Origin of the sequence: Sphingosinicella ginsenosidimutans (genome assembly GCF_007995055.1) — a bacterium.
GTDB classification, from domain to species: Bacteria; Pseudomonadota; Alphaproteobacteria; order Sphingomonadales; family Sphingomonadaceae; genus Allosphingosinicella; species Allosphingosinicella ginsenosidimutans.
The window spans coordinates 2,356,335-2,372,358 of sequence record NZ_VOQQ01000001.1; the positions used below are offsets into that span (position 1 = coordinate 2,356,335).

A 16,024-nucleotide genomic window follows, 5' to 3' on the forward strand; every position below is an offset into this window, starting at 1 on the left:
GTCGCGTCGAAGCTTAGCTCGCCGGGGTCGTCATCGCGGTCGAGACGTTGTTGAACGTCGAGTTCAGCGCGGTGCCGAGGCCCTGCATGGCGGCGATGGCGGCAACGGCGATGAGCGCGGCGATCAGGCCGTACTCGATGGCGGTGGCGCCCTTCTTGTCCTTGAAAATCTTGCGAATGAACTGCATTTCCGGTCTCCTTGGTTCCAATCCCACTTTTGGAAGTCCACACTTCCGGGCCGTCCCCGCTCCAAAAGATCCGGGTCAGCTAGCCTGGGTTCTAGGAGGAGGAAGTTTCCAAATACTTAATCGGATCACGTATGATCGATGACTTCCGAAGATACGTTGTTCCACATTCCGGTCGTGACGCCGGCGAGCTGGGAGAGGGCGCCGAACATTGCCAGCACCACCATCGCGATAATCAGGCCATATTCGATAGCCGTCGCGCCCTTTTCGTCACGGAATAAACCGTGAGGCTCCCACATCGCGACCTCCACACGTATCTTTTTGGTACGTTTGGCTGCAAATTAGTGTTCGAGAAGTTAAGAAAAACTTACCGGGGGTCCGAGGCGTGGCAAAAATCCCGACAATGATCGTCGTTGCCGCGGCGCTCGCGGATGCGGAAGGCCGGGTGCTGCTCCAGCGCCGGCCGGCCGGCAAGGCGATGGCGGGCCTGTGGGAATTTCCCGGCGGCAAGGTCGAGCCTGGCGAAACGCCGGAGGCGGCGCTCGCGCGCGAGCTCGCCGAGGAGCTGGACATCGCGGTCGACCCGGCGGATGTCGCTCCGGGCTGCTTCGCCAGCGCGCCGCTGGGCGAGCGGCACCTGATCCTGCTGCTCTATCTGTGCCGCAGGTGGCGCGGCACCCCGCGACCGATCGAGGCCGAGGCGATCGCCTGGCTCCGCCCCGAGGAGATGGACGCCGGGGCGATGCCCCCGGCCGATGCGCCCCTTATCCCGATGCTCGCGGCCCTGCTTTGAGCGCGTCGGCGAGCGAGGCGACGGCGCTGCCGCGGCGGGCGGGGCGCGGCTGATCGGGGCCCGGCGCCCAGCCGCTGAGGTAGAGGATTTCGAACCGCTCCGCCGTGCGACCGTCGGCGTCGGCCGAGGCGGCGAAATGGGCGGTCGCGGCGGCGAGGCCGAACCGCCCGAACGGCGTGCGCGATCGTTCCAGCAGGATGTTGGTCGCCGCCATGCCCCGCAGATCGGCGACCAGGCGGCCGAGCGAGGAAAAGCGGACGATCACCTCCTCGCGGTCGACCACCGGAAGCGCGAAGCCGGCGCGGGTGAGGAGGTCGCCGGCCGCGCGCACGTCGATCTGCGGATGGAGGCGCGGCGCCGGCGCGACGTCCTCCGCCTCCTCGGCCGCCTGCAGTGCGCCGCGCAGCGCGGGCAGGCTCCCGGCGCCGGCAAAGGCGGCAAGGAAGAGGCCGTCGGGCCTCAGTGCCCGGCGGATCAGCGTCAGCGCGCCCGGAAGGTCGTTCACCGAATCGAGCGCGCCGACCGACGTGACGAGATCGAAGGCGCCGTCGGCGAAGGGCAGGCGATCCTCGTCGCACAGCACGCCTCCGGCCGCGGCGGCGAAGGCCGGGCCGGCATCGGCGGAAACGACGGCGATCCCGCGCGCCGCGAGCTCGGCCCCCATCGCGCCGGCGCCGCAGCCGAGATCGAGCGCGCGATCGAAGCGGCGGGTGACGAGATCCAGCCGCTCGCCGAGCTCCGCGGCGGCGCGGCGGTGCAGATAATCGGCATCGGGGTGCCGCGCCGCGCGATCGCGCCGCAACCGTCGCAGCTGCCGGTCGAAGGGTCCGTCCACGCCGTCCATCGCGCCCGCGCTACAGGAGCGGCGCCGCCGCGCCAACTGTCCGCTGGCGGACATCATCTGTCCGGATACGGACGCCGGGACCAGATCGCGGCGCCGGCTCGGGGCGACGGCCGCCTTGGCCGGCAAGTTCCGAAAAAGCTGGCATGGCCCTTGCTGCATTTGCGAAGAGAGGCCATCTCCGCTTGGCCTTGAGGGGGGCAGCCGATAAAAGCCTCCGAAACGAACAAGTGTATTGCATCGCTATAACAGTTATGCGAGTAGAACCCGCCAGATGACCGAGCAGAATTTCGATCAGATGCGCCGCGCGATGGTGGCAAGCCAGCTGCGGACGACAGGAGTGAACGATCCCGCGGTGATCGCGGCGATGAGCGAGGTCGCGCGCGAGCGTTTCGTGCCCGATGACCGGCGCGCCATCGCCTATGCCGACGCCCTGGTGCCGCTCGGTGGCGGCCGCGCGCTCAACCCGCCGATGGTGCTCGGCCGGCTGCTCACCGAAGCGCATCTCAAGGGAAGCGAGCGGGCCCTCGTGATCGGCGCGGGCACCGGCTATTCGGCGGCCGTCCTTGCCCGTCTCGTCGAATCGGTGACGGCGCTCGAGGAATCAGCCGATCTCGCCGCGCGGGCGCGCGACGCGCTGGCCGGATCTGGCGTGACCGTGGTGGAAGGGCCGCTGAACCAGGGCCATGCCGCCGGCGCACCTTATGATTTCGTCCTGATCGACGGCGCCGTCGAGGAGATTCCCCAGGCGATCCTCGATCAGGTCGAGGGCGGCGAGATCGCCTATGGGCTGATCGACCGGGGCGTCACCCGCCTTGCCATCGGCCGCGTCGCCGGCCATGCGCTCGGCACCACGATCATCGCCGATGCGGCCGCCGCGATCCTTCCCGGGTTCGCGAAGCCGCGCGGATTCAGCTTTTGAAACGGAGTGACAGCCTGATGCGGGGAGCCTTTCTAGCCACGGTCGGATGGGCCGCGCTTGCGGCGACCGCCGCCCCGGCACAGCAGCCGGCGGCGCCGGTCCAGGGCCCGCCGATGCCGGCGGACATGTCCCGATCGGACGTGCCCGCCCCGGTCCAGACCGGCCCCGTGCAGACGCTTCGCGACGCGCTCGTGCGCACCTACAACACCAATCCGACCTTGCTTGGCGAGCGTGCCCGGCTGCGCGGCACCGATGAGAGCGTCGCCATCGCCCGCGCACAGGGGCGGCCGCAGGTCTCGGTGAATGCCGGGCTCAACCAGGATCTCGTCACCCACAATATCGTCGGCCAGAACGGGCGGACGCTCTCCGCCGGCGCCGAAGTGAGCCTGCCGCTCTACTCGGGCGGCCGGGTGCGCAATTCGGTGCGGGCGGCGAACAGCCGCGTCGATGCCGGCCGCGCCGATCTGCGCGCGACCGAGGGCGATGTCTTCACCGACGCGGTGACCGCCTATATGGACGTGATCCGCGATCGATCGATCGTCCAGCTCAACCAGAACAACGTCCGCGTGCTGGAGACGAATCTCCAGGCGACGCGCGACCGGTTCGAGGTCGGCGATCTCACCCGCACCGACGTCGCGCAATCGGAGGCGCGGCTTGCGCTCGCCCGCTCGCAGCTGCTGTCGGCACAAAGCCAGCTCGAATCGAGCGAGGAGAATTACCGCCGCGTGATCGGCGAGTCGGCGGGCGACCTGCAGCCGCCGCCGACGCTGCCCGCGCTGCCCGGATCGCCCGACGAGGCGAGCGACGTCGCACTCGAGAACAATTCGGATCTCGCCTCGATCGTCGCCCAGGCGCGCGCCGCCGGATTTGACGTCGCGGTCGCCCGTGGCGCCCGGCTGCCGACCATCTCGGCCGTCAACCAGACCCAATATGTCAACGCACTCGGCACCGCCGACGAATCGGCTGGCCTGCCGAACGGGACGTTGCCGAACAGCACGACCGTGAACGGCATCGGGCTCCAGCTCAACTGGCCGCTCTACCAGGGCGGCGGCGCCGCCGCACGCGTGCGCCAGGCGCAGGCGACCCGCTCGCAATTCCTGGAGCAGTCGGTCGCGGTGGAGCGGCAGGTCGTGGCGAGCACCCGCGCCGCTTATGCCGCCTATCGCGCGGCGATGGACGCGATCGCATCGAACGAGGTCGCGGTGGCGGCCAACCAGCTCGCGCTCGAAGGCACGCGGGCCGAACAGACGGTCGGCACGCGCAACGTGCTCGACGTCCTCAATGCCGAGCAGGAGCTGCTCAACAGCCAGGTCGCGCTGGTCACCGCGCGGCACGACGCCTATGTCGCCGGCTTCCAGCTGCTCAACGTCATGGGCAAGGCCGAGGCGGAGGATCTCAACCTCGACGGCGGGCCGCTCTACGATCCGATCGCCGACTACAATGCCCATCGCCACGACTGGTCGGATTGGGACGATGGCCCCGAACCGCGGATCACCTCTACGCGGACCGTGCCGACGAACGCAAACAGCCCCGTGACACAGCTGCCGCAATAGGCAATAGATGCGCCGCTATGGGTGACGCGCGCCAAGATCCGTCGATGGAAGAGATACTCGCCTCGATCAAACGGGTGATCGCGGAGGATCATCGCGCGCCCCAGCCCGGCCCGCGCGCCCGCAGGGAAGTCGCCGGCGAGGAGCCTGCGGCCTCGGCGCCCGAGGATGACGTGCTCGAGCTCGACGATCCGGTGTCGGAAGCCGCCGGGCTGATGTCCAGCGATGCGGCGGCCGCCAGCCGCGAACGGCTCGCCAGCCTCTCCGCGCTTCGCCAGCGCACCGAAGCGCCGCCCGAGGCCGGCGCGCTCGAGGCGGTGGTGCGCGAGATGCTGCGGCCGATGCTGAAGGACTGGCTCGACGAAAATCTGCCCGGGATCGTCGAGACGCTCGTCACCCGCGAGATCGCGCGGATCACCGGGCGCAGCCTTTAAGTCTTCCGCGCGGGCTTCGGCTGCGCTACCCCTTGGCGCCATGAAGAAGCTGCTCGCCGCGAGCCTTGCGCTGCTCGCCTTCGCCGCCGGCCCCGCCGCCTTCGCCCGCCCGATGACCGCGACCGATCTCGCCACGATGCGACGGATCGGCGCGCCGGCCGCCTCGCCCGACGGGCGGTGGATCGCCTATCAGCTGCGCGAGACCGACCTCGAGGCCAATCGCGGCCGGACCGATCTGTGGCTGCTCGACATGAGCGCGCCGGGTGGCCGCGCGGTGAAGATCGCGTCCAGCGCCGACCATAATGAGCATGATCCGCATTTCTCGCCGGACGGGCGCTGGCTCTATTACATGACCGACGCCTCGGGCAGCGACCAGCTGTGGCGGATCGCGATCGGCGGCCAGGGCGCCGACGGGCAGCCGCAGCAGGTGACCCGCTTTTCGGTGGACCTCGGCGGCTACCTGCTGGCCCCGACCGGCGATCGCGTCGCCGTCTGGGCGGATCGCGACCTGCGCTGCGCCGACATCGAATGCGGCAACGTGCCGCCGCCGGCGACGGCCGGGCAGGGGAGCGGGCGGACCTACGACCAGCTCTTCGTCCGCCATTGGGATACGTGGGTGACGCCGGGCGTGCGCTCGCGCATCTTCATCGTGCCGCTGGGCGACGGGCGGGCGCAGGGGGCGGGGACGCCGGTCGCGACCAATCTCACCGGCGATGCGCCCTCCAAGCCCTTCGGCGGCGCGGAAGAGTTGGCGTGGAGCCCCGACGGCCGGACGCTCTATTTCGCGCTTCGCGAGGCGGGGCGGATCGAGGCGAGCTCGACCAATCTCGACATTTTCGCGGCCTCGGTGGACGGCGGCGCGCCGGCCAACCTCACCGCCGCCAACCAGGCGACCGATACGCTGCCCGCAGTCTCGCCGGACGGGCATTGGCTCGCCTGGGGCGCGATGGCGCGACCGGGCTATGAATCGGATCGCGTCGTCATCCACCTGCGCAACCTCCAGACCGGCGAGACGCGGGCGCTGACGCAAGGCTGGGACCGCTCGGTCGCGTCGATCGCCTGGGCGAGCGATTCGCGCAGCCTGCTGGTCACCGCCGGCGAAGTGCTCGACGAACCGCTCTTCAGGATCGACATCGCCACCGGCCGCGCGACGCGGCTGACCGAGGGCGGCACGGTCGGCAACGTCGTCCCGCTCGCCGACGGATCGGTGGTCTACACGCTCAATTCGCTGACCGCGCCGGACGATCTCTATCATCTCGCGCCCGACGGGCGGGTGACCCAGCTCACGCGGGTCAATGCCGACAAGCTCGCCGATCTCGATCCCGTCCACGTCCAGCGCTTCCACTTCCGCGGTGCCAATGGCGACACGGTGTGGGGGCAGATCGTGAAGCCGGCCAACCCCGCCGGCCGCCTCCCGGTCGCGCTGCTGATCCATGGCGGGCCGCAGGGCTCGTTCGGCAACGGCTGGTCCTATCGCTGGAATCCGTGGCTGTTCTCCGCGCCCGGCTATGCGGCGGTGACGGTCGATTTCCACGGCAGCACCGGCTACGGCCAGGCCTTTACCGATGCGATCAACCGCGACTGGGGCGGCAAGCCGCTCCAGGACCTGCGGCTCGGCCTCGCCGCCGCGGGTCGCGAGGACGGCGGCATCGACATCCACAATGCCTGCGCGCTCGGCGGCTCCTATGGCGGCTATATGGTGAACTGGATCGCCGGCCAGTGGAATGACGGCTTCCGCTGCCTCGTCACTCATGACGGCGTCTTCGACACCCGCGCCATGTCGTTCGAAACCGAGGAATTGTGGTTCAACGACCACGAATTCGGCGGCGCCTATACCAACCCGCAGGCGGCGGCGACGATGGAGCGGTGGAATCCGGCGCGGTTCACCCAGAACTGGCGCACGCCGACGCTGGTGATCCATTCGGAACGCGATTTCCGCATCCCCTACAGCCAGGGCCTCGGCGTGTTCACCGCGCTCCAGCGGCGCGACATCCCCTCGCGCCTGCTCGTCTTCCCGGACGAGAATCACTGGGTGCTGAAGCCGCGCAATTCGATCCAGTGGTATGCGGAGGTCCAGGGCTGGATGGCGCGCTGGCTCCACCGCGGCCCGGGCGATGCGCCGCTGACCGCGCGATAAGGCGAAAGGCCGCCATTGCCGGGCGCGGCGTCTCTCCGCTAAGCGCCACGGCATGAGCGAATTGCCGAAGACTTTCGACCCCGCCGCGATCGAGGCGCGCTGGTACGATCATTGGGAGCGCAACGGGCTGTTCCACCCGGAACGCCCGGGCGCGGAGCCGTGGACGATCGTCAACCCGCCGCCGAACGTGACCGGATCGCTCCATATCGGCCATGCGCTCGACAATACGTTGCAGGACATTCTCGTCCGCCACGCCCGGCTCAAGGGCAAGGACGCGCTTTGGGTGGTCGGCACCGACCATGCCGGCATCGCGACGCAGATGGTGGTCGAGCGGCAGCTGAACGAGCGCCAGCAGAAGCGCACCGATTTCACGCGCGAGGAATTCGTCGCCAAGGTCTGGGAATGGAAGGCCGAGAGCGGCGGCGAGATCACGCGGCAGCTGCGCCGGCTCGGCTGCTCGATGGACTGGGCGAACGAGCGGTTCACCATGGACGAGGGCTTTTCGCGGGCCGTCCTCAAGGTGTTCGTCGATCTCTACAACCAGGGCCTGATCTATCGCGACAAGCGGCTGGTGAACTGGGATCCGGGCCTCGGCACCGCGATCAGCGATCTGGAGGTCGAAACGCGCGAGGTGCAGGGCAGCTTCTGGAAGCTGCGCTATCCGCTCGCCGACGGTTCGGGCAGCATCGAGGTTCAGACGACCCGGCCGGAGACGATGCTCGCCGACATGGCGGTCGCCGTCCATCCCGATGACGAGCGCTACAGGACGATGATCGGCAAGCAGGTGCGGTTGCCGATCACCGGCCGGCTGGTCCCGGTGATCCCGGACGAACATGCCGATCCGACGCTGGGCACCGGCGCGGTCAAGATCACGCCGGGGCATGACTTCAACGATTTCGAAGTGGGCAGGCGCGCCGGGTTCAAGCCGGCCGAAATGCTCAACATGCTCGACGCCAGGGCGCAGGTCACCCAGACGGCCGACGGACTGATCCCCGAGGACCTGATCGGCCTCGACCGGTTCGAGGCGCGAAAGCTGGTGGTCGCGCGGCTGAAGGACGAGGGCGCGCTGGTCCCTTATGTCGACAAGGACGGCGCCGAGCATGACGCCGAGCCGCGCACGATCCAGACGCCTTATGGCGACCGCTCAGGCGTGGTGATCGAACCGTGGCTGACCGACCAATGGTATGTCGATGCCGCGACGCTCGCCAAGGGGCCGATCGAGGCGGTCCGCTCCGGCGCGATCCGGATCGTGCCGAAGACGTGGGAAAAGACCTTCTTCAACTGGATGGAGAACATCCAGCCTTGGTGCGTCAGCCGCCAGCTCTGGTGGGGTCACAGGATTCCCGCCTGGTTCGCGGACGACGGCCGGATTTTCGTCGCGGCGAGCGAAGAGGAAGCGCAGGCGCAGGCCGGCGCGGGCGTCGCGCTGCGTCAGGATCCCGACGTCCTCGACACCTGGTTTTCCTCCGCGCTCTGGCCGTTCGCGACGATGGGATGGCCCGACACGGACGTGAAGGCGCTCGGCCGCTACCCCAACGACGTGCTGATCTCCGGCTTCGACATCCTGTTCTTCTGGGACGCGCGGATGATGATGCAGGGGATGCATTTCGTGGGCGATGTGCCGTTCCGCACGCTCTACCTGCACGGCCTGGTCCGCGCCGCCGACGGGCAGAAGATGTCCAAGTCGAAGGGCAATGTCGTCAATCCGCTCGGGCTGATCGACAAATATGGCGCGGATGCGCTGCGCTTCTTCATGGCGGCGATGGAGAGCCAGGGCCGCGACATCAAGATGGATGAGAAGCGACTCGAGGGCTATCGCAACTTCGCGACCAAGCTGTGGAACGCCGCGCGCTTCTGCCAGGCGAACGGCATCGGCGCATCGAGGGCGATCGAGCCGCCGGCCGCGACCCAGCCGGTCAACAAATGGATCGTCGGCGAGACGGTGAAGACGGTGCAGGCGATCGATCTTGCGATCGCCGAATTCCGTTTCGACGAGAGCGCCAATGCGATCTACCAGTTCACCTGGGGCACGTTCTGCGACTGGTACCTGGAGCTGATCAAGGGCCAGATCGACGAGGAGACCAGGGCGGTCGCCGGCTGGGTGCTCGACCAGATCCTGGTCATGCTGCACCCCTTCATGCCCTTCGTGACGGAAGAGCTGTGGAACGCGATGGGGGACCGGCCCTATCCGATCATCGTCGCCAGATGGCCGATGCCCGACGCGCGCGCGATCGATCCAGAGGCGGGGCCGGAGATCGACTGGTTGATCCGACTGGTGAGCGCGATCCGCGCGGCGCGCTCCGAGCTCAACGTGCCGCCCGGCGCGCGGCTGGCGCTGCACGTCCAGGGGGCGAATCCGGCGACGACGGCGCGGCTCGCGGCCAATGCGGCGGCGCTCGGCCGGCTCGCCCGGGTCGAGACGCAAGGCGGGGCGGCGCCCGCTGGCGGCGCGGCCCAGATCGTCGTCGACGAGGCGACCTTCATCCTCCCGCTCGAAGGCGTGATCGACATCGCGGCGGAAAAGGCGCGGCTCGCCAAGGCCGCGGAAGCCGCCGAGAAGGAGCGCGATTCGCTCGCCGCGCGGCTCGCCAATCCGAGCTTCGTCGAACGGGCCAAGCCCGAGGCGGTGGAAAAGGCCCGGGCGGATCATTCCGAAAAATCGTCCGAGGCGGAAAAATATCGCGCGGCGCTCGCGCGGCTCGGCTAAAGGAGCGTCCGCTCACCCTGGGCGAGGCCGGGCGGCGCGCGCGATGAACCCGCCGCGCCGGCGCCCGATCTCGCACCGGGACGCGCCTTTCAGGGGGCAGGTATGACGGACGAGAGACGGGCGCCGCAAGGTTCGGGCCGCCCCGGCATGCGCGATCTGACGCAGGGGCCGATCGGCAAGACGCTGATCGCCTTCGCGGTGCCGACCTTGATCTCGTCGATCCTCCAGTCGCTCAACGGATCGATCAACACGATCTGGGTGGGGCGCTTCCTTGGCGAGGATGCGCTGGCGGCGACATCGAACGCCAATCTCACCATGTTCCTCTTGATGTCGTTCGTCTTCGGCTTCGGCATGGCGGCGACGGTGCTGATCGGCCAGGCGTTCGGGCGGCACGACATGGACGGGCTGCGCCGCGCGTTCGGGACCGTGACCGGCGCCTTCGTACCGGTAGCGCTCGCGATCGCGGTGCTCGGATGGATATTCGCGCCGGCGCTGCTCCACCTGCTCGCGACTCCGCCGGCCTCGCAGCCGCTGGCGGTCGCCTATCTGCGGGTGATTTTCATCGCGATGCCGCCGCTGCTGCTCGCGGTGGTGGTGATGATGGGCCTTCGCGGGACGGGCGACGCGATGACCCCGCTCTGGTTCATGATCGTCTCGGTCGTGCTCGACAGCGGATTGAACCCGGTCTTCATCCTCGGCCTCGGCCCGGCGCCGCGGCTCGGAATCGCCGGATCGGCGATGGCGACGGTGATCGCCAACTATGTCGCGCTGATCGGGATCCTCATCTACATCTACGCGCGCGATCTGCCGCTGCGGCTGCGCGGGGCGGAGCTTCGCTACCTCATCCCCGATCCCGCCTTGCTCAGGACGATCATCCTGAAGGGCATCCCGATGGGGTTGCAGATGATCGTCATCTCCGCCTCGGCGCTCGCCACGCTCGGCCTCGTCAATCGCGAGGGCGTCGACACGACCGCGGCCTTTGGCGTCGCCATGCAGCTTTGGACCTATATCCAGATGCCGGCGATGGCGCTGGGCGCCGCCGTGAGCGCGATGGCGGCACAGAATATCGGCGCCGGCCGGTGGGACCGGGTGGGCCTCGTCGCCCGATCGGGCATTCTCTACAATTTCGCGATCACCGGCATTCTCGTCGTGCTGCTGGCGATCGCGGATCGGCCGGCGCTCGCGCTTTTCCTGGGCGGGCATAGCCCCGCCCTGCCGATCGCCGAACATATCCAGCTGCTCGCGACCTGGAGCTTCCTCCTCCTCGGCGTCACGATGATCCTGTTCGGCACGGTGCGCGCGAACGGTGCGGTCGTCGGGCCGCTCATCATCTTCGCCATCGGCCTCTTTCCGGTGCGGCTCGGCTTCGCGCTCGGCGCCTATCCCTGGCTCGGCGCCGACGCCCTGTGGCTGAGCTTCCCGGTCAGCTCGCTCGCCAATCTCGCGATGGCGACCGGCTATTATCTTCATGGCGGATGGCGCAAAGCGCGGATGGGCGCACCGATCAGCGTCGCCGAAGCCATCGAGGAAGCGGAGGCGACGACCGAGCCGGGCGGACGGCTCAACCCGGCTGGTTAAGATGTTCTAGGCGAAGGCGCCGGCACGCGCTAAGCCGCCTCCCGCCATGAGCCTTGCCTCCTTTCCCGCGCTGCGCCTCCGCCGCACCCGCTCCGCGCCGTGGAGCCGGGCGCTCGTCGCCGAAAATGTGCTCACGCCCGCCGACCTCATCTGGCCGCTTTTCGTCACCGAAGGCGACGGGGGCGAGGAGCCGATCGCGACCCTGCCCGGCGTCTCGCGCTGGACGGTGGACCGGATCGGCGAGCGGGCGAGAGAGGCGCGCGATCTCGGCATTCCATGCGTCGCGCTCTTTCCCAACACGCCGCGCGAGCTGCGCAGCGAGGATGCGCGCGAGGCGCTCAATCCCGACAATCTGATGTGCCGGGCGATCCGCGCGATCAAGGCGGCGGCGCCCGAGATCGGCGTGCTCACCGACGTCGCGCTCGATCCCTATACCAGCCACGGCCATGACGGGATCGTCGATGCGGCCGGCTATGTTCTCAACGACGTGACGAGCGAGATATTGGTGCGCCAGGCGCTGGTCCAGGCCGAGGCGGGTTCGGACATCGTCGCGCCATCCGACATGATGGACGGCCGCGTGGGGGCGATCCGTTCAGCCCTCGAACAGGCAGGCCATGTCAACGTCCAGATCATGGCCTATGCCGCCAAATATGCCTCGGCCTTCTACGGGCCGTTCCGCGACGCCGTCGGATCGCGCGGGCTGCTGAAGGGCGACAAGAAGACCTACCAGATGAATCCGGCCAATGCCGAGGAGGCGCTTCGCGAGGTCGCGCTCGATCTCGCCGAAGGGGCCGACACGGTGATGGTGAAGCCGGGCCTTCCCTATCTCGACATCATCCGGCGCGTGAAGGACCGCTTCGAAGTCCCTGTCTTCGCTTACCAGGTGTCCGGCGAATATGCGATGATCGAGGCCGCCGTCGCGGCCGGGGCAGGGGAGCGCGACGCCCTGGTGCTCGAGACGCTGATGGCGTTCAAGCGGGCCGGCTGCTCGGGCGTGCTCACCTATCATGCCGCCCATGCGGCGCGGTTGCTCGGGGCGTGACCGAGGACACCGCGGAAACGCCGGCGCCGGCGCGCATGAGCGAGCGCCATGCGCGGTCGCTGTTCGTCGCAACGATCGTCACCGGCTCGTTTCTGCTGTTTCTTACCCAGCCGATGGTGGCGCGCATGGCGCTGCCCCGGCTCGGCGGCGCGCCGTCGGTGTGGAACAGCGCGATGCTGGTCTATCAGGCGCTGCTGCTGGCCGGTTACGGTTACGCCCACTGGCTCGCGCGGCTGCGGCCGCGCCGGCAGGTGGGCATCCACATCATCCTTCTCGGCCTCGCCGCGCTGTGGCTGCCGATCGGGCTGACCAGCGCGCTGCCGCCGACGACGGGCGAGCCCGAATTCTGGGTGCCCTGGTTCCTGATCTCGTCGATCGGGCCGGTCTTCTTCATCGTCTCCGCCCAGGCGCCGCTGATGCAGCGCTGGTATGCGCTGGAAAGCAGCCGCGGCGATCCCTATCCGCTCTACGCCGCGTCCAACCTCGGCAGCTTCGCCGGCCTCATCTCCTATCCGCTGATCGTCGAGCCGCTGCTCGGCCTTCGCCAGCAAAGCTGGCTGTGGACCGGCATTTACGCGCTGCTGGTCCTGCTCGTCGCCGCCTGCGCGCTGACCGTTCCGGGAAAGGCGGTCGAATCGGTACCCGAGGAGACCGAGGCGCCGCCGACCGCCAGGCGCATCCTCCACTGGATCGCGCTCGCCGCCGTCCCCTCGGGCCTGATGCTCTCGACGACGACGCATCTCACCATCGATATCGTCGCGATCCCGCTGCTGTGGGTGCTCCCGCTCGGCCTCTATCTGCTGAGCTTCGTCATCGCCTTCGCCGAGCGGCGCAGACTCGCCGATTCGATCACCCTGCTCGCGCCGCTGGTCATCCTGGTGTGCGGCGGGCCGGTCTTCGCGCGCGGCGCAAGCAACCCGCTGTTCGCGGTGACCCTCGGCCTGGTGCTGATGCTGGCGATCGCCGTCGCGCTGCACAGCCAGCTGTTCCGGCTGCGGCCCGCGGTCGGCCACCTCACGAAATTCTACCTCGCGATGTCGTTCGGCGGGATGCTTGGGGGATTGTTCTGCGCGATCGTCGCTCCGCTCGTCTTCAACTGGGCTTACGAGCATCCGCTGCTGATCCTCGCCGCCGCGCTGCTCGTGCCCCAATATGTGCTGGTTCCCTGGCCCGCGCGCTGGCGGGTCGCGCTCGGCATCGTCGCGCCGCTGCTCGCGCTCGTCCTGTCGTTCGAGGCGGGCGCCGGCATGTTCGGATCGTCGCCGATGCTGGCGATGCTGATTTCGGTGATCATCTCGCTGATCGCGCTCGCCTGCCTGGGTCGTCCCTGGCCCTATGTGATCGCGCTCGGCGCACTGATGCTGAGCTATGGCGGCTGGACGATCATCACCCATGGCGAGGCGCGCACGCGATCCTATTTCGGGGTCTATGAGGTGAGCGACCGCCGCGATCCGGTGACGAATAGCCTCACCGCGCGCGTGCTGACCCATGGGACGACCGTGCACGGGATCCAGAACGTCCTGCCCGGGCTGGAGACGGTGCCGACGAGCTATTATGCGCGCCGATCCGGGGTCGGGCTGACCCTCGCCAACGCCTTCGCGCTCTATGGCGCGCATCCGCGGGTCGGCATCGTCGGCCTCGGCAGCGGCACGCTCTCCTGTTACTTCCGCCCGGGCGAAAGCTGGACGATCTTCGAGATCGATCCGGCGATGGTCGAGGTGGCGCGCAACCGGTTCAGCTTCCTGTCGCGCTGCGCCCCGCAGGCGCGGATCGTCCTCGGCGACGCCCGAATCAGCCTCGCCCATGCGCCGCGAAATTCGCTCGACATCCTCGCGATCGACGCTTTCTCATCCGATGCGGTGCCGATGCACCTGCTGACGCGCGAGGCGCTCACCACTTATGGGCGCGCCGTGCAGCTCGACGGGATCGTGCTTTTCCACATCTCCAACCGCTATCTCGACCTCAAGCCGGTGGTCGCGGAGATCGCGCGCGAGGATGGCTGGCAGATGCAGGTCATGGAATATGTGCCGACCGACGAGGAGCTCACGCTGAACGCGACCGTGTCGGTCTGGATCGCTTTGTCGCGCAATCCCACGACGCTGGAGCGACTGACGCGGCTGAGCGGGGCGGACGCCGCCAATTGGGAGACGCTGACGCCGACGCCGGGCTTCAGCGGGTGGAGCGACGATCACGCCTCGATCCTGCCGATCATCAACTGGCGCAACCTGTGGCCGGGGCGGCGGTGAGCGCGGCGGTGATCGAAACGCCGCGGCTCGTGCTGCGCGACTGGAGCGAGGCGGATATCGCCCCGTTCATCACCCATACCAACACGCCGGCGGTGATGCGCTGGCTTGGCGGGCCGCTGCCGGAGGCGGACATTCCCGATCGGCTGCGCGCGCGCATCATGCGCTGGCATGGCGAGCGCGGCTTCACCTTCTGGGCGGTCGAGCGAAAGGCGGACAAGGCGCTGCTCGGCTTTTGCGGGATCAAGATCGCCGACGATGCCGGATCGCCGGTCGAGGGGCTTTATGAGATCGGCTGGCGGCTGCGCGAGGACGCCTGGGGGCAGGGCTATGCAAAGGAGGCGGCGATCGCCTCGCTCGATTTCGCGTTCGACCGGCTCGGGGCTCCTCGCGTCATCGCGCTCACCGTGACCGGCAATCGTGCGAGCTGGGGGCTGATGGAGCGGCTCGGCATGACCCGCCGGGCCGATCTCGATTATGAGGGCCCCGCCTGGGCGGAGGGTCCGATCATCGTCTATGAGATCGAGAAGGCGGCATGGACGGCGCAACGCTCCTGAGCTTCGACGGCAAGGCGCCGCTCGTCGACCCCGCGGCCTTCGTCGCGCCGGGCGCGCGGCTGATCGGCGACGTCGCGGTCGGCCCCGGCTCCAGCATCTGGTACAATTGCGTGCTTCGCGGCGACGTGAACCGGATCCGCATCGGTGCGCGGAGCAACGTCCAGGACGGCAGCGTCATCCATGTCGAATCGCCCCATCCCGGCGCAGAGGCCGGCCACGCGACGATCATCGGCGACGAGGTGCTGATCGGTCATCTCGCGATGATCCACGGCTGTCGCCTGCATGATCGCGCCTTTGTCGGCCTCGGCGCGATCGTCATGAACGATTGCGAGATCGAGGGCGATGCAATGCTCGCCGCCGGCGCGATGCTGACGAGCGGCAGGCGCGTGCCTTCGGGCCAGCTCTGGGCCGGCCGCCCCGCCAAATATGTGCGCGATCTGACCCTGGCCGATATCGAATCGATGCGGGCCGGCGTCGCCCATTATGCCGAGCTCGCCGAGCGGCACGTGGCCGCGCTCAATCGCCGAGGCGCGCCTTCAGCCGATTGAGCCGGTCGAGATGCTCCTCGGCCTGGCGCGAAAGCCGGTCGATCGCCGACTGGAGCGCCGCATAATCGGCCTCGTTCGTGGCCTGGTTCGAACGGCGCGCCGCGATCTGCTCCAGCTCGCCGAGCGCGCCGGCGGCACGGCCCCGCGCGGCCTCGAGCCGGGAGAGGGCGACCTGGGCATCGACCCAGCTGTCCGATCCGCTCGCCCCGGCACGGGCGACCGCCGCCTCGGCAGGGGCGTAGGCGGCATCGAAGTCGCGCCCGCCGGCCTCCGCTTCGCCGATCAGCAGCGACACGTCGCGGCCGAGCGCGGCGTCCGGCGCGACTTCGACGGGTGCGTGCTCGGGCGGCTCGATCGACGAATCGAGCTCCGCCGGTCGTATGGCGAGGGACGGAAACTGCCCGTTGGACGCACAGCCGGCGAGCGCGAAGGCGGCGATCAGAAGGGCGGGGGAAAGGCGGCGCGCGGCGATCGTCACATCCGCTCCC

The 16,024-nt window shown here is 68.8% G+C and carries 15 protein-coding genes; 11 read left to right on the forward strand and 4 right to left on the reverse strand.

The genetic code is table 11. The features are described 5' to 3' along the window. Positions 1–13 precede the first annotated feature (13 nt). Together FRZ32_RS11715 and FRZ32_RS11720 are read right to left on the reverse strand one after the other, a co-directional pair. A complete protein-coding gene (locus FRZ32_RS11715; protein ID WP_147043667.1) occupies positions 14–187 on the reverse strand; it encodes a Flp family type IVb pilin in 174 nt (57 codons plus the stop codon). A 125-nt stretch (positions 188–312) separates the two neighbouring features. Next, complete coding sequence (locus FRZ32_RS11720) at positions 313–483, reverse strand: Flp family type IVb pilin (protein WP_147043668.1); 171 nt, start codon at positions 481–483, stop codon at positions 313–315. A 104-nt stretch (positions 484–587) separates the two neighbouring features. Between FRZ32_RS11720 and FRZ32_RS11725 the strand changes: the two genes are divergently transcribed. Continuing rightward, entirely contained in the window at positions 588–977 is a 390-nt protein-coding gene (locus FRZ32_RS11725) for a (deoxy)nucleoside triphosphate pyrophosphohydrolase (RefSeq protein ID WP_147043669.1), read from the forward strand. Here the strand turns inward: FRZ32_RS11725 and FRZ32_RS11730 are convergent. Further along, positions 949–1,821, reverse strand: a complete 873-nt coding sequence (locus FRZ32_RS11730) for a class I SAM-dependent methyltransferase (RefSeq protein WP_147043670.1) — start codon at positions 1,819–1,821, stop codon at positions 949–951. The genes FRZ32_RS11725 and FRZ32_RS11730 overlap by 29 nt on opposite strands. A 271-nt stretch (positions 1,822–2,092) precedes the next feature. Here FRZ32_RS11730 and FRZ32_RS11735 point away from each other — a divergent pair, with 271 nt between their 5' ends. The 10 genes from FRZ32_RS11735 (at position 2,093) to FRZ32_RS11780 (ending at position 15,536) form a co-directional block, all read left to right on the forward strand. Further along, positions 2,093–2,740 (forward strand): protein-L-isoaspartate O-methyltransferase family protein, encoded by a 648-nt coding sequence (locus tag FRZ32_RS11735; RefSeq protein WP_147043671.1) that lies wholly within the window; start codon positions 2,093–2,095, stop codon positions 2,738–2,740. After that, positions 2,737–4,293, forward strand: coding sequence for a TolC family outer membrane protein (locus FRZ32_RS11740; protein WP_243445278.1), 1,557 nt, complete (start codon positions 2,737–2,739; stop codon positions 4,291–4,293). Before FRZ32_RS11735 ends, FRZ32_RS11740 begins: the two co-directional genes overlap by 4 nt. A 44-nt stretch (positions 4,294–4,337) precedes the next feature. Then, a complete protein-coding gene (locus FRZ32_RS11745) occupies positions 4,338–4,724 on the forward strand; it encodes a DUF2497 domain-containing protein (RefSeq protein ID WP_243445279.1) in 387 nt (128 codons plus the stop codon). A gap of 40 nt (positions 4,725–4,764) precedes the next feature. Further along, positions 4,765–6,861, forward strand: a complete 2,097-nt coding sequence (locus FRZ32_RS11750) for an alpha/beta hydrolase family protein (protein WP_147043673.1) — start codon at positions 4,765–4,767, stop codon at positions 6,859–6,861. Between the two features lie 52 nt (positions 6,862–6,913). Further along, a complete protein-coding gene (locus FRZ32_RS11755; RefSeq protein ID WP_147043674.1) occupies positions 6,914–9,568 on the forward strand; it encodes a valine--tRNA ligase in 2,655 nt (884 codons plus the stop codon). 102 nt (positions 9,569–9,670) lie between these two features. After that, positions 9,671–11,146, forward strand: a complete 1,476-nt coding sequence (locus FRZ32_RS11760) for an MATE family efflux transporter (RefSeq protein ID WP_147043675.1) — start codon at positions 9,671–9,673, stop codon at positions 11,144–11,146. Between the two features lie 46 nt (positions 11,147–11,192). Beyond that, complete coding sequence (gene hemB, locus FRZ32_RS11765; protein ID WP_147043676.1) at positions 11,193–12,188, forward strand: porphobilinogen synthase; 996 nt, start codon at positions 11,193–11,195, stop codon at positions 12,186–12,188. After that, the gene (locus FRZ32_RS11770; RefSeq protein WP_341536584.1) at positions 12,185–14,434 is read left to right on the forward strand and encodes a fused MFS/spermidine synthase; all 2,250 of its coding nucleotides are present in this window, start codon (positions 12,185–12,187) and stop codon (positions 14,432–14,434) included. The genes hemB and FRZ32_RS11770 overlap by 4 nt, the downstream gene beginning before the upstream one ends. Beyond that, positions 14,416–14,988 carry a GNAT family N-acetyltransferase gene (locus FRZ32_RS11775; protein WP_243445280.1) on the forward strand — a complete coding sequence of 191 codons (573 nt, stop codon included), beginning with the start codon at positions 14,416–14,418 and terminating at the stop codon, positions 14,986–14,988. Before FRZ32_RS11770 ends, FRZ32_RS11775 begins: the two co-directional genes overlap by 19 nt. Next, on the forward strand, positions 14,967–15,536 hold the full coding sequence (locus FRZ32_RS11780; RefSeq protein WP_147043677.1) for a gamma carbonic anhydrase family protein: 570 nt from the start codon (positions 14,967–14,969) through the stop codon (positions 15,534–15,536). The genes FRZ32_RS11775 and FRZ32_RS11780 overlap by 22 nt, the downstream gene beginning before the upstream one ends. Here FRZ32_RS11780 and FRZ32_RS11785 read toward each other — a convergent pair. Then, positions 15,505–16,014: a hypothetical protein gene (locus FRZ32_RS11785; RefSeq protein WP_147043678.1), complete on the reverse strand. Its 510-nt coding sequence runs from the start codon at positions 16,012–16,014 to the stop codon at positions 15,505–15,507. The two genes, FRZ32_RS11780 and FRZ32_RS11785, sit on opposite strands and share 32 nt — an antisense overlap. Positions 16,015–16,024 lie beyond the last annotated feature (10 nt).